Origin of the sequence: Caballeronia sp. LZ001 (assembly GCF_031450875.1) — a bacterium.
In the GTDB taxonomy this organism is placed as follows: Bacteria; Pseudomonadota; Gammaproteobacteria; order Burkholderiales; family Burkholderiaceae; genus Caballeronia.
The window spans coordinates 200885-214753 of sequence record NZ_JARTVX010000002.1 but is presented as its reverse complement, the minus strand read 5'-3'; the positions used below and the strand labels follow the sequence as shown (position 1 = coordinate 214753).

Here is a 13869-nt window from a genome sequence, read left to right as displayed (position 1 = left end):
ATCAAGAATCCTTGTTTTTACCTCCTTTCGCAAGTGTTGATTTGTTGCTCTCGGGCATCGGGCGTGGAACACGGTAGCTCTCGCCGTCGAGCACGACGCGGTATGCCGCGTGTCGCAGGCGATCAAGCGTTGCGGCGCCGAGCATTTTGTTGGTCGCGAATGCGTCACCCCATTCCGTAAAATCCAAATTACTCGTTAAGACAGTCGATGTACGCTCGTACCTCTCGGCAATCAGATCGTGGAAGTCTTCGTCTTCGGGCGTGCGCATGGGTTTCAGTCCAAAGTCGTCAATGATGAGCAACGGCACCTTGGCAAGCGCCTGGAATCGCCGTTCAAAGGAGCCCACGGCTTGCGCGTTGCGTAGCGTGCTGAGAAGCCGGGTCTGAGTCACGAACAGGACATCGTGACCTTGCCGGGCAGCGGAGTGGCCCAGTGCCTGCGCCAGATGGCTTTTGCCCGTTCCGCAAGGACCGGCGATTAGCACGCTGACCTTCTCATCGATAAAGCGACAGGTCGCGAGATCATGGACGACGGCGCGATTAAGATTGGGTAGACGGTCGAAGTCGAAACCTTCCAGTGTCTTCTGTCCACGGAAGTTCGCGCGGCGCATGCGGGCGTCGAGCTTTCGGTGATCGCGCCGTGCGATCTCGTCCTGGATAAGCAACGTCAGGAAATCGGTATAGGCGAGCTTACGGTCGATGGCTTCACGGTTGCGTGCTTCGAGCGTGTCGAGGATGCCGGACAGTCGCAATTGCTTAAGAGAAGACGTGAGTTCGGGAATTGGATTCATGTTCAATGGATCAGGAGAGTCTGAGTATCGCGGCAGAAGCGGCCGCCGTGGGTGTAGGTGGTCGCGCCTGATTCAACAGGTTCAATCGACAGCCAGGTCTGATCGAGGCCTTTCTGCAAGATCAGCTTGACGGCTTTGTAGCTCGGCGTGCCGAAGTGATTCGCGCGACGGCAGGCCGCCTCCAGGCGCGATGCGCCGAACTGCTGAGCGAAGCGCAGCACGCCCTGGACGGCGCGCAGCTTGATGAGAACCTGATCGCCGAAGAGCGCGTGAACAAGCGCGTGGCATGATGGCCCGATACGTTGTGCTTCTCTCAGGCACCATTGAGTGTCGTGCATTTGCCAGGCCTGTGCTGCTGGCGGCATGTGATCGGCCACGGTGATACGCGTTCCCGGCGTAGTCTGGCGGACATGCGATGCCGACAGTTCGTGCTCGTAGTAGAGCTGCACCATGTTGGCGGTCGCCTTGAGCCACAGATCTTTACTGGCAAGCCGGAACGGCACAGAATAGTAGGCGCGCTCGAATTGCACATGGGCGTCGCGATGGACCTTCACGCGCGCCCAGGTTGCCAGCTCGGGCGGCACATCGGGAAGCGGCTGCAACAGCGCCTGTTCGACATCCTCGAAACGCTTGAGCGGCACTTCGCGCGTCGTGCCATGCGTCCGGGTGCTGGCCTCGTGCATCACCCAGGCTCGTGCTTGCCGGTTGGCGTCGTCAAGGTCACGGAATTCGCGAAGAGGAAGGAAGCTCGACTTCACGTATTTGACGCCCGACTCGACAATTCCTTTTTTAGCCGGGTCCCTCGGCGGACACGGATCGATCTTGAACGAATACCCTTCGGCGCATTGCGCATAGGCCCGCTGGACTTCGGGTTCGTAGATACAGGCCTTGACGATGGCACACTTGGGGTTATCGATGATGACGCGCCCCACTACGCCGTTGAACCATTCGAAGGCGTGACGGTGACATAGCAACCATGTGTCGACGCTCTGATCGCGGACAAACTCAACGTATTGATGCCGCGACCAGCACAACGTCATCACGAAGAACCACGTCTTGTGGACCTCGCCGGTGTGTGCATCGATGATGGTCGGACCTGCGCCGAAATCAACTTGCGCGGCTTCTGCAGGTTTGAACTCAAGCCGCATCGGAACATCCGGCGTGAGCTCCGCCTTCAATTGCTGAAGTAGCCTGTAGACGGATGAGTAGCTTCCCGCGTAGCCGTGGTTGCGCACCAGCGCGCTGTGAATCGTCGTGCCGGGGACGCCCGCGTCGTGCCACTGGGCAATCTGTTCGCGCCACGGTTCGGCCGACGAGATACAGCTCGCGGGCAGGAACTCCTTGTGGCTGAACGCTGTAGCAAGCTGCGCGTCATCCGGCAGAGCGTTGTTCGGAGAAAGCCACCCGCGCTCGGTTGCGATCTCCCGCACGGCTGCCAGCTTCTTACGGCCCATGATCTTCGATCGGTCGATATCCCGGTCGGAGTCACCCTGGCGCATTCGCACCAGAACCTGTCGATATTGGTACATCTCGAACTTCCTCTTCAAGCCACCCTCCGGAGCAAATGCGTGCCGGGAGGGTAGCGGTTGGCGGAGTTCGAGCGCCCGACTCAGACGCCAGTGGCGCCTTTACGGCGAAAATCTACTGGCGCCTATATGCCGAAAAACTTGCGGCGCCTAAACGCCGAAAACTCCCTGGCGCCTTTATGCCGAAAACGGTTTGGCTCCTTAACGGCGAAAGTTCACATCCGGGAAGTTGGTCGTCGAAACCCGATTCTCTCGGATTTCCAACGGGGAACCGCCGCCTTCAACCTTCAACTACGCCCGGGACATTGCCACTCCTCACGGCGTCGGTGGCAATGTTACCCGTCGGTTCGATCAGACCGCTTACATATGAAGCGCTGTTTGGATTGATTGCCGCAACCGGCTTGCGTATCTCGGAAGCCATCAATCTCTCTCGAGACGACGTGAATCTTGCCGAGGGCACGCTTACGTGCGCTGGTCGTCGCCGCAGAGCCGTGCGTTTCGTTCTTTGTGAATCTTGATGGCAGGAAGTTGCAGGCCCGAACGGTGCATTGGGTGTTCGGTCGGCTTCGCGAGCAACTCGGGTGGACTTCTCGGTAGACAGCGTCAAGCGGCACGGCCGGTCGGCCAAAACAATTGTCGCTGCCCATCTCGGGGTGACCACGCGTTGCCCCGAATCCATGATCTTCGCCATACGTTTGTGTGCCGGTGCATTCTCAAGTGGTATCGGGACGGCGTGAACGTCGACAACCGGATGATTGCGCTGTCGACATATCTGGGGCACGTGAAGCCGAGCGATACCTACTGGTATTTGACTGCGGTTCCCGATCTCATGGAAATCGTGAGCCAGAAATTTGCGCGCTTTGCTGAGGGGGTACGTCATGACTAAAACCTGCGTGGCTCCTTCCTTTGCGACTCTCCTGCAGGACTTCTTCGTCGAACGGTTGATGCATCAACGCGCGGTGAGCCCGGAGACGATATCGAGCTATCGCGATTCGTTTCGTCTGTTTCTTCAGTTCGCATCGGATCGCCTCGGGAGGTGTCCAACTGATTTGACGCTGTCGGACATGGATGCACCTCTGATCCTCGCGTTTCTGCGACACCTCGAAGTTGAGCGGCGCAACAGCACGCGGACCCGCAACGTTCGACTCGCAGCGTTGCGCTCGTTCCTGAAGTACGCAGCACACCGTGACGTCGCGTCGTTGGCCGTTATACAGCGTGCACTCTCCGTGCCGATGAAGCGTTGCGACAAACCTATGGTCGGATTCCTGTCACGCGAAGAGATTCAGCAACTGTTGACGGCGCCTGACCCGGACACTTGGGCGGGTCAACGCGACACGGTTCTGCTGGCAACGATGTATAACACGGGGGCGCGCGTCTCGGAGATCCTGGCACTACGCGTCAGTGATGTCGTTCTGGGTACATCACCCTTCGTTCATATTCTTGGCAAAGGACGCAAGGAACGAACGGTGCCTTTATGGCGATCCACAGCAAAGCTCCTCAAGGGGTGGTTGCCGCAGATCCAGGATGCATCAAGTCAGAGGCTCTTTCCAAATCGATCGGGAAACGCGATGACACGCTCCAATGTCGCCGATCGGATGAGAATTGCCGTAACGCGCGCGAAGGACCAATGTCCGCAACTCGCCAAGCGACGTGTTTCTCCGCACCTGGTTAGACACGCGACAGCCATGCATCTACTTCAATTAGGGGTCGACCTGTCGGTCATCGCCTTATGGCTGGGACACGAAAGCCCATCGACAACACATGGCTATATGGAAGCTGATCTGACAATGAAGGAGCGAGCGTTGAACAGGATTCAACCGCCGCAAGTAAAGAATCGTCGATATCGACCACCGGACCGCATCCTTCAGTTCCTGGAGTCGTTGTAATTATGCGTAGCTCGCCGAACCGCGAATCCTTGCGGATCGCTTCGGCGACTCGCATGGCACTATTCGACAGTGACGGACTCAACATAATTTCTGGCTGCGCATTATTCCTCCCCAGACTTACGCAGCGCAGAGCGTTTTCGGCGAGGGCGTTGCTGATCTCGACGCGACCGTCTTCGCAGTACAGAACGAGCGCGTCCCATTGATTGAGCGAGTAGCGGATTGCCTTGGCCAGCTCGGATTTCGCCGACAAAGTCGCGATCTTGTCGGTCATCCATGACTTGATGGTCGCCAGCACCGCGAGGCTCGTGTGCTGTCGCACGCACAACCGTTCGGCTGCGGGCTTGCCCCGGATATGCACCTCAATGCCATAGAGTTCGCCGATCAGTTCGAGTACATACCTTGTCGACTCAGTTGGCGTGCGCACATGAACGTCGTATATATACCGTCTCGCGTGATCCCAGCAAGCCGCCTCACGGATCTTGCCGCCCGCATACAACTCATCGAAGCCGCCGAAATGTTGCGCATAACATTTCGGCGGTTATAACGCGATCTACGAAGTCGGTGACGTGCGCGAGGCGGGATGCATGGCACACGCACGCCGCAAATTCCATGATCTGTTCGTCGCACGCAAGAACGAGGTCAATACCGAAGCGTTGCGACGGATCGGCGAACTGTATGCAATCGAGGCTGCGATTCGCGGCAAGCCACCCGACGAACGTAAACGTGTCAGGCAGGAGCAAGCACGTCCGCTGCTAGATTCGTTCGAGACTTGGCTGCGCTCGACATTGAGCACGGTGTCGCAAAAAGGAGATACCGCAAAAGCCATCAACTACGCGCTGAATCAATGGGCGGCGCTCGAGCTGTATGTCGATGATGGTCGTGTTGAAATCGACAACAACCCGTGTCATGCCGCTAGCGGCATGACACGGGTTATGCCGACTCCCCGATTATGCCGCGTCATGCATGCGCGCGACGGTGGATAGGGTCGTTCGTGATTGCTGTGTCGGCATAACCGTATGATTTCTCAGGCTGGCTATCTTGCTGGCCAGGAGAGATCAAATGAAGGTGACACGCAGAGTCAGCGAATCCGGCGGGCTGCCGGCCCGTCACATTGATGCATTTCTTGACCGTCTACGCGCGGCACACTATTCCGAGGTAACGCTTCGCAAGAAACGGAGTGTCCTGTGTACATTCTCTGGGTGGATGAGGAACAGGAGCATCGACCTGATTAGTCTCGATGAGTCTGTCACGGCTCGCTTTATGAGGCGCATGATCGACGCATCACAAGACCGTGTCCAGCGTGCGCGTCCCACTTTACGGCAGTTTCTCGCCTACCTGCGCGCCGAAGCCATTCTGTGCCCGCCGACGTTAAGTGGCCAGTCGGAGATTAAGAACATCCATTGGCGATACCTGGATTATCTAAGGCAGGATTGCGGACTAGCGAAGAACTCGCTGCTTGTCTATGGGCCTTTCATTCGCGACTTTCTCGACAGCCACGCGGCCCGCGACGGAAGCAAATTGCCCGATGCATTTGACGCGGTAACGATCCGGAATCATCTTCTTGCGCGCAGCAAAGGTCGATCGGCAGAGTACACGCGGCTGATGGCAGCTGCGCTTCGCTCGTTCTGCCATTTCCTCTTTCTGCGTGGGGAAACGGCCCGAGACCTGTATGAGTCGGTGCCCTCGGTTCGTAAGTGGCGACAGTCGACTGTGCCGACGTTCCTCACGCCTGAGCAGCAAGAAGCGCTCATTGCATCTGCAGACCGCTCGACTCCGACTGGGCGTCGGGACTATGCAATGCTGCTTTTGTTGGCGCGACTCGGCTTACGTGCCGGAGAAATCGTCGCAATCGAGCTCGACGACATTCACTGGCGTTCGGGGGAGCTCGTCGTTCATGGCAAGGGGAAGGTGGTCGAGCACGTCCCGCTGCCATCGGAGGTCGGAGAGGCAATCGCAACATATCTTCGCGATGGTCGTGGAGCGAGTGCATCGCGGCGCGTCTTCCTTCGCAGATTGGCACCTCGGGTTGGTTTGGCGGGGCCGGCGGCGATTGGCAAGATTGTTTGTCAGGCCTTCGCACGTGCCGGTTTCCGCCCCGCGTGCCGGGGCGCCGCACATCTGTTCCGTCACGGTCTGGCGACGACAATGATTTGCCACGGGGCCTCGATGGCAGAAATAGCCGAGGTCTTGCGGCACCGCTCACCGGACAGTACCGCGATCTATGCAAAGGTCGCGTTTGAGGACCTGCGCAAGGTCGCGCGCTCGTGGCCCACGGCTGGAGGTGCAATATGACTGCGATCCGCGACTCTCTCGCGCGGTACGTGGCGGCCCGCCGTGTTCTCGGGGCGTCATTCTATGAACCCGCCTTGGCACTCGGTCATTTCGTTGATCTTCTGGAAAGCGAAGGCGCCGAGTTCATCACCACCGATCTGGCTCTGCGCTGGTCGACCGCGTCCGTAAATGTCGAACGTGGCACTTGGGGACGGCGCCTTTCGCAGGTAAGAGGATTCGCCAGATGGATGAACGTCATTGACAGTCGAAACCAAGTCCCACCAGCAGGACTCCTGAGCGTCCGCAGACGTCGCAATGCTCCGCATATTTACACTGAGCGTGAGATTGCCTTGCTTATGACTCAGGCCGCCCAACTGCGCTCCCGGACCGGCATGCGAGCACTGACCTATTCGACGCTCATAGGTCTGCTTGCAGCTACGGGCCTCAGGCCAGGCGAAGCGCTTCGACTCGACCGGTCTGACGTTGACCTCGTTAGCGGGATACTCTCCATCCGGGAATCGAAGTTCGGCAAGTCGCGCTTTGTTCCTGTAGCAGAGTCGACCCGGGCGGCACTCGAACATTATGCCCAGAAACGCGATCAACTCTGTCCTTTACGATTGAGCGAGGCGTTTCTGATCAGTGAGCGCGGCAACAGACTGAAGGCCTGCAGTGCGCGAAGCATGTTCGTCAGAATGTCGCGCGCCATTGGTCTGCGACTGGCGACGGAGGATGGGCGCGATGGTTACGGCCCGCGCCTCCAGGACTTCCGGCATAGCTTCGCGACTGGGAGGCTGGTCGAGTGGTATCGCGCCGGTCTGGACGTCAGTCGGGAATTGCCGAAACTCGCCACCTACCTCGGGCATGTCAACATCGGTCTTACGTACTGGTACATCGAAGCGGTTCCTGAGTTGCTTGAACTCGCTGCAGGCTATCTCAACAAGAATTGTCCGGGAGAACGGCCGTGAGCGCGGCCAGTCTTCCCTCCCTCGTTCAAAGGTTCTTTACCCAACGCCTGCTCGAGCAGCATGGTCTGAGTTCGAATACGGTTGCAAGTTACCGTGACACGTTCCGGCTGCTGCTAGCGTTCGCCACGAAGCATATCGGGCGCGCGCCGTCAAAGCTGCGAATCGAAGACTTCGACGTGTCGTTGATCGAGAAATTCCTACAGCACCTCGAACATGGCAGAGGCAATTCGGTGCGGACACGTAATACGCGGCTTGCAGCGGTGCATGCATTCTTCCGGTTCGTCGCGGTCAGCGAACCAGCGTTGTTTCTGCAGTGTCAGCGCATTCTTGCAATTCCATCTAAACGCTGCGAACACGGCCCTGTTGAGTTTCTTACTGAGAGCGAGGCCGCCGCTCTGGTAGAGGCGCCTGACGTACGAACATGGATCGGTAACCGCGATCGAACACTGCTTCTTGTAGCGGTTCAAACGGGTCTGCGCAACAGCGAATTGACTGCGCTCCGGCGTCAGGATGTGATGCTCGGCACAGGCGCCCACGTTCGTTGCCTTGGCAAAGGCAGAAAGATGAGATGCACGCCGCTGCGACAGGACGTCATTGCCGTCCTGAAAGGATGGCTGTTGTATCAACCAGGCGAACCAGGTGATCCGGTCTTCCCCAGTTCGCGCGGCGGACATCTCAGTGCCGATGCCCTTCAGCGACTCGTGTCGCGCAACGCCGAAATCGCGCGTCTCTCGTGTCCCTCGCTGAAGAAAAAATCCGTAACGCCCCACACGCTTCGACACGCGGCGGCGATGAGCTTGTTGCATCACGGCGTAGACCTATCCGTGATCGCGCTCTGGCTCGGGCACGAATCCTCTGAGACTACTCAGATCTATTTGCACGCCGACATGCAACTCAAGGAACGCGCGCTCGCGCATGCAACAGCGAGCGGCATCGCGCCAACACGCTACAAACCCCCAGACCCGTTGCTCGCCTTCCTGGAGGCTCTCTGATAATGCCGACAATCCGACCAAACCGGAACCGGGATCCGCCCAATCGTTATGGAAGTTGATTCATGACGCGGCATAAACGGGGAGTCGGCATAACGCGGCCGAACGCGCCTTGCGCGCTATTGCCCTCGGGCGCAAGAACTTCCTGCACTTCGGTTCCGATAGCGGCGGCGAGCGAGGTGCCGCTGTTTACACCCTGGTTGGCACCGCAAAACTGAATGGCCTGGATCCGGAGGCCTATTTACGCCATGTCATCGCTCGAATTGCGGAGCATCCAGTCAATCGCGTTGCCGAGTTGTTGCCGTGGGTCGTTGCCGATCAAATCAGGTTAGTCCCTTGATTGCTCGAGCGAAGGAGTTCGAACAGCCTTACGCATTTCCTCCACAACGCAATACGACCACTTCGCGCCGTAGTCTATCGACCCAGCCGCATAGCGTTCCGCACTGACGACTTCATCCATTGTTGGAACACGCAGGCCGAGCTTCTGCGCTTGGTGCGTTGCTTCGCGAAACACGGCATCGCATTCTGCAGCCTGCCACTGGTCGATGCTGCGACCTTGGCGTTTCGTCGCTTCAGCCTGGAACGCGTGGTAGATGCTACGAGCAGGTTCGTGGCGGGGTTCAAAAATGTCTTGCATGATGTCGTGTCTTGTAAGCAATGATATGAACGCGTCCCACCCGTGAGTGTGGGAACAGAGGATAGTGGATCCTCACGGGCCAACGGCATCGATGTGCCCAGGTGGAAAATGCTCGCATTTCCCGGCAACCGGAGGATCCAAAATGAATGTTACGCCAGTTGGAATTGACATTGCGAAAAGCGTGTTTCAGGTGCATTACGTCGACCCGGAAACGGGCGAGGTAGTGAACAAAGCTGTCAAACGGGCACAGCTGCTTGGGCATTTTGCAAACCGGGCGCCATGTCTGATCGGGATGGAGGCGTGCAGCAGTGCTCATCACTGGGCCCGGCAGCTTTTACAGATGGGTCATCAGGTCAGGCTGATGCCGGCACAGTTTGTAAAGGCGTTCAACATCCGCAACAAAAGCGACGCGGCCGACGCGAAGGCGATCTGGCTTGCGGTGCAGCAGCCATGCAAGGCCGTAGCGGTGAAAACCGAAATGCAACAGGCGGTGCTGATGATGCACCGGCAACGGGAGCAACTGGTGAAGTTCCGCACGATGCAGATCAACGGTCTGCGGGGAATGCTAGCTGAGTTCGGGGAAGCGATGGGAAAAGGCCGGCTTGCACTGACGAAGGCAATCGCCGACGCGTTCATTCGCATCGAGGAGCGACTGCCGAAGGTGTTGATCGATTCACTGCGTGAGCAGTGGGCGCGAATTGAAAAGCTGGACGAAGAAATCGCGAGAATCGAAAGACGATTGCGCGAATGGAAGAAGGAAGACAGGGCCGTGAAGGCGATCAGTGAAATTCCAGGCGTGGGCTTGCTGACAGCAACAGCGGCTGTCGCAATGATTGGCGATCCGAAAGCGTTCACCTCTGGGCGTGAATTTGCAGCTTGGGTCGGACTTGTACCAAAGCAGACGGGATCAGGCGGCAAGGTGAATCTTCACGGGATAAGCAAGAGAGGCGACGCCTATCTGCGCAAATTGCTGATCCACGGTGCGCGATCAGTATTGACCCATGCAAAGGAGCCCGGTCCGTGGATCCTCCAAATACAGGCGCGGCGACCGTCGAATGTGGTAGTCGTAGCGTTAGCCAACAAAATGGCGCGAACAATATGGGCGATGCTTGCCCATGACCGACCGTACAAGAAGGATTACGTGAGTGCAAAACCAGCCCAAGCCGGCTACGCACATTCCGAAAACTAACATTCAACACGGGAAACACCCAAAGGTTGCGTTGGCGAGTGTGAGATGACAAGACAGGTCGGACCGGGACTTGCTAAACCTGAGTGGACCGCCGAGCCTTGAGCTCGCGTAAGCAATGAGGTGCAAGTCAGCGGATTTCATCGGGGGCCGCAGCGTCTATGGCTGCAACAAGCCCGGATATACGACTGCAACCCATCCTGTCCAGGTCGAATCACACAAAAACTGGCGCAAGCGGGACGCGTTCATATATGCGGTCCAAGGGTAGAGCACGCACCGCGTTGATTTACTTACAGCTTCGGCAGCGAAATCGCTATCCGACCTGGCGATAGATGGCCGGACCGTCGATCAACCCAATCGCGATGATTTCGGTGCGACCGTAATTGCGTGACTCCTTGCGGACCTCGTATCCATCTTCATCCCCGTGCAGTCGAGCCAAATGCTCCGCAACCGTAGCAACTTCATTCCGCACTGCCGCGAGATCACGCATCACCAGATCACCTGGAAGCGACCCGAGGCATTCCAATAACGTTGGCACGTCAATTCCCGATATCCGTGATTCAAGCCCGGCGCTTGACTAATACGCGTCATCTTACACGGTGCCGTAGCGCGTCAAGTCCGGCGACCCGCAGTGCGATCAGGAGAGACGTCTATGACGAAGCGGAGCCTCGGTCAATACGTCGTTGGTCGGACGCTTACAGCGTGCACTTCTCCTTTAGAAAAGGGAGGCGTTCATATATTGCGCATGTTCACCCGGTGCGCGGGCATGCTCTCTCCGGCAAAAGCCGGCGAGCATAGCTCGCGTGGTTGATGTCATGCGCAACGCCAGTCCTGCCGTCCGGGCCGTTCGGTCACGTTCCCGAAACGGCCGGTCACGATCCCGAAACGGCCGGTCACCTTCGTCCGAAATACACATGCGCCAACGTCTGCCAGGGCAGCGCGATCACAAGTGCGTGGAGTTGCTCGAGATTTAGTGTCTCAGCGACATCGCCATGATCACTGGCCCAAACGAAATGACCCTTGTTTCAAGCGTCGCGCAGCAAGCCAGACACCAAATCCGTCGCAGACCAGGACCTTCATGCGCGTCGAGCGCTGATTGGCAAATAAACATGCGGGGTGTGGCCGTGCGGACCCCAAAACCTTCACCACGCGTGCGAGGGACTATGGCACTCGTTTTCTCACTGTTAGCACGCAACGTGTGCCCGTTCAGGTAGCAGTGCTCCCGGGAATAGCCCCTTATCATCTAAATTTTTGATATTCATAGTTGATAGCATCATGTTGATTCAAGCAAGTGGATGACGACGATTTTTTGAACTCACGAAGCTAAACGCTAAACGCTGACTTACTTAACAAACTCCGGGGCTCATAGGATGCTAATAATGGCCAGATGACAATTCATACGATCACTTCCTTAATCTAATAATTCAGTGCGTCGCGCTGGTGATTTCAGAAGACAACTTCCGACGTACCAAAACAGCGGTGCCGCAATGGTCGTTGGAATCGCCAGCGCACTGAGGCTCGGTCCCAACACTCCACGATCTACCGCTATGCCGATACCAGTCGCGACGATGACCGAGAGCAGGTTGCTCCAGTGACATGGCTCGATCATACCTTCAAAATTCGGACTTGCCGCACGGTATCTCGATGTGTTTGGTAGATACGACTCGATGAGAAGTACGCACACAAAGGCTGCGGTGAAGATGCCAAGTACTCCTAGCGTTTTCTGCAACAACTCGGTCGCGTCTGATACCAGTATCAAAGATGCCACTGCTGCAAACAGTACGGTTACCAGGCGACGACTCATCCTGATATTTAGCGCTCTCTCAAATGCGTTCACAAAGGCTAAAGTGCCAGAATACATATTGCTAATGTTCGTTCGGAGCTGGGTAGCACATGTGAATACAATACCGCCTACGCTACCGAGTATCTGAACAAAATAGACGCCTGGATTCGACTCGCCAAGTTGTGCGGCAAACCAGATGCCGGCTATCCCAGTAACACCATAGCAAAACGCGGGGAATACAATGCCAATGGCTATGGTACCCGCAGATAGCTGGTCTCGCTTTATGAATCGAGCATAGTCAGCGGTTAAAAGACCAACGACAAACGCCACTCCGTTCATCATTGAAATTGCCGACGCAAGGCCGACGATAGTATCCCCCCTGAAGATCCCAACGCTCGGGCTGCCGCTGTGTCCTCCAACAGTTACATAAATCGCAGCTGTAAGCAGCCCGCCATAAATGATGATCGAGAACTTCTGGAATGCGCTAATTGCCCTCATGCCGACCCACACCAGTGGCAACATGCAAAGCACAACACTAGGCAACAGAACGGTATTACTTATCTGAGGTAACAGTGACCGCAGCGATGCACCGATGATGCCGGCTTCTGCCACAAAGTACGTTAGGCAAGCGGTTCCATAAAGAATACTAAAGAGAGCTGCACCCCGATGTCCCAGAGCGGCTTTAGCAAGAATATTCGTGCCACATCCACTTTTAATAGAGAGGCGTGAAATAAGCACACCGATAAACGCCGACACGACGAACCCATACACGACACTCAAAAGCGCGACGCCAACACCTGACTGACGTGTGATGATTGACGTAATCTGAGCAAAAAATAGCGCCGTGCCCACGCCGAGCGTTGCGGCAAAAATACTTTGCCATGACCTTCGCTGGCTTTCTGGGACCAATGTCCCGGCAAAATCATCGTCCGAAAAGTTCGCCATCTTGAGTCTCCAGAAAACTGCGCATCAAAGCCATGCCAAATAAATGTGCGGTGCCGAAACGTACGAATCACTCGCTTGCGAATGAACATTCATTTACTATAGTGTAGATATCGGATCGCAACGTCAAGTGCGAAAAGAGGATTCGCCGTCAAGGAGGGATTCAGAGCAGCCTGCGCGCCATAGCCCGGCGCCGCCCGCAAAAGGCAATCCGTGAAAACACCTATATAGATGGATGACGGACTGGAACTTTGAGCTCTTCTTGAATAGCTACGATTCGTTCGCCACGGTTAATCGCCCGGCACTGCCGCGAGTCGGCAATATTTTCGTAAAACAGGAGGTTAGAAAATGTCTCCCAAATCACGCAAGTATTGATTAAACCGCGTTTCAGCGAGACTGACCAGAACGGTCATATCAGCCACACAGTTATACCTGTTTGGATGGAGGAAGGTCGGGTTGCACTACTCGATCACCATCAAATCAGGGAACTAAAGCTGGTCGTGGTCAATTTGACAATTGATTACCGAGCGGAAATGAAATTCGGCCAAGCCGTAAGCGTTAGTAGTCGAGTAACAAAAGTTGGTAGAACATCGATCACGGTTGCCCAAAGCCTGAAGCAAGGTCGGACTGTTTGCGCGAGTGGTTCCACCATTCTGTGCAACATCGACGTCGTCTCCGGAATGCCTTCTCCTATCTCGGAAGATCTGCGGGCCTTACTATAGCCGTCTCAAATTAGCTTGCGAAGCAGCGTTGATATCGTGCTTCGGGCCTAACCCAACGCGCAAGGTGAGCAGGCACCCGTGGCGCAAAATCAGCGCGGCCGATGACCGGCGCTCTTATCGGGGACCGCGTGAAGGGTCGCCGAACCTAACATTTTTTCATAAACGAAAAATT

The 13869-nt window shown here is 56.6% G+C and carries 13 protein-coding genes and 3 pseudogenes; 9 read left to right on the top strand and 7 right to left on the bottom strand.

Annotated features, from left to right (window positions below):
- Nucleotide 1: 1 nt before the first annotated feature.
- Together istB and istA are read right to left on the bottom strand one after the other, a co-directional pair.
- Entirely contained in the window at nt 2-790 is a 789-nt protein-coding gene (gene istB / locus P9292_RS03460) for an IS21-like element helper ATPase IstB (protein WP_244797622.1), read from the bottom strand.
- Between the two features lie 2 nt (nt 791-792).
- The gene (istA, locus tag P9292_RS03455; protein WP_244797695.1) at nt 793-2319 is read right to left on the bottom strand and encodes an IS21 family transposase; all 1527 of its coding nucleotides are present in this window, start codon (nt 2317-2319) and stop codon (nt 793-795) included.
- 730 nt (nt 2320-3049) lie between these two features.
- On the opposite strand from istA, the gene P9292_RS03450 reads away from it, so the two are divergent.
- A complete protein-coding gene (locus P9292_RS03450; protein WP_244797663.1) occupies nt 3050-3202 on the top strand; it encodes a hypothetical protein in 153 nt (50 codons plus the stop codon).
- The gene (locus P9292_RS03445; RefSeq protein ID WP_244797664.1) at nt 3195-4202 is read left to right on the top strand and encodes a tyrosine-type recombinase/integrase; all 1008 of its coding nucleotides are present in this window, start codon (nt 3195-3197) and stop codon (nt 4200-4202) included. The genes P9292_RS03450 and P9292_RS03445 overlap by 8 nt, the downstream gene beginning before the upstream one ends.
- 100 nt (nt 4203-4302) lie before the next feature.
- Here P9292_RS03445 and P9292_RS03440 read toward each other — a convergent pair.
- A pseudogene (locus tag P9292_RS03440) lies at nt 4303-4725 on the bottom strand (transposase); the annotation flags it as partial.
- 7 nt (nt 4726-4732) lie between these two features.
- Between P9292_RS03440 and P9292_RS03435 the strand changes: the two are divergent.
- The 5 genes and pseudogenes from P9292_RS03435 to P9292_RS03415 all read left to right on the top strand — a co-directional run.
- Nucleotides 4733-5098 (top strand): annotated as a pseudogene (locus tag P9292_RS03435) (transposase); the annotation flags it as partial.
- A 373-nt stretch (nt 5099-5471) separates the two neighbouring features.
- Nucleotides 5472-6494: a site-specific integrase gene (locus P9292_RS03430; RefSeq protein ID WP_244797665.1), complete on the top strand. Its 1023-nt coding sequence runs from the start codon at nt 5472-5474 to the stop codon at nt 6492-6494.
- Nucleotides 6491-7438 carry a tyrosine-type recombinase/integrase gene (locus tag P9292_RS03425; protein ID WP_244797666.1) on the top strand — a complete coding sequence of 316 codons (948 nt, stop codon included), beginning with the start codon at nt 6491-6493 and terminating at the stop codon, nt 7436-7438. The genes P9292_RS03430 and P9292_RS03425 overlap by 4 nt, the downstream gene beginning before the upstream one ends.
- On the top strand, nt 7435-8430 hold the full coding sequence (locus P9292_RS03420) for a tyrosine-type recombinase/integrase (RefSeq protein ID WP_244797667.1): 996 nt from the start codon (nt 7435-7437) through the stop codon (nt 8428-8430). Before P9292_RS03425 ends, P9292_RS03420 begins: the two co-directional genes overlap by 4 nt.
- 88 nt (nt 8431-8518) lie before the next feature.
- A pseudogene (locus tag P9292_RS03415) lies at nt 8519-8767 on the top strand (transposase domain-containing protein); the annotation flags it as partial.
- Here P9292_RS03415 and P9292_RS03410 read toward each other — a convergent pair.
- Entirely contained in the window at nt 8756-9064 is a 309-nt protein-coding gene (locus tag P9292_RS03410; protein WP_244797668.1) for a hypothetical protein, read from the bottom strand. The pseudogene P9292_RS03415 and the gene P9292_RS03410 sit on opposite strands and share 12 nt — an antisense overlap.
- A 142-nt stretch (nt 9065-9206) precedes the next feature.
- On the opposite strand from P9292_RS03410, the gene P9292_RS03405 reads away from it, so the two are divergent.
- Nucleotides 9207-10253 (top strand): IS110 family transposase, encoded by a 1047-nt coding sequence (locus P9292_RS03405; protein ID WP_244797669.1) that lies wholly within the window; start codon nt 9207-9209, stop codon nt 10251-10253.
- Nucleotides 10254-10563: 310 nt separating this feature from the next.
- On the opposite strand, the gene P9292_RS03400 is transcribed toward P9292_RS03405, so the two are convergent.
- From P9292_RS03400 to P9292_RS03395, 3 genes are all read right to left on the bottom strand, one after another.
- Nucleotides 10564-10740, bottom strand: a complete 177-nt coding sequence (locus P9292_RS03400; protein ID WP_309958034.1) for a hypothetical protein — start codon at nt 10738-10740, stop codon at nt 10564-10566.
- Nucleotides 10741-11246: 506 nt separating this feature from the next.
- Entirely contained in the window at nt 11247-11396 is a 150-nt protein-coding gene (gene tnpB, locus P9292_RS43100) for an IS66 family insertion sequence element accessory protein TnpB (RefSeq protein ID WP_409015118.1), read from the bottom strand.
- A 265-nt stretch (nt 11397-11661) separates the two neighbouring features.
- Nucleotides 11662-12978, bottom strand: coding sequence for a cytosine permease (locus tag P9292_RS03395; RefSeq protein ID WP_244797670.1), 1317 nt, complete (start codon nt 12976-12978; stop codon nt 11662-11664).
- A 356-nt stretch (nt 12979-13334) separates the two neighbouring features.
- Between P9292_RS03395 and P9292_RS43095 the strand changes: the two genes are divergently transcribed.
- Nucleotides 13335-13697: an acyl-CoA thioesterase gene (locus tag P9292_RS43095; protein WP_409015121.1), complete on the top strand. Its 363-nt coding sequence runs from the start codon at nt 13335-13337 to the stop codon at nt 13695-13697.
- The last annotated feature ends 172 nt before the right edge of the window (nt 13698-13869 follow it).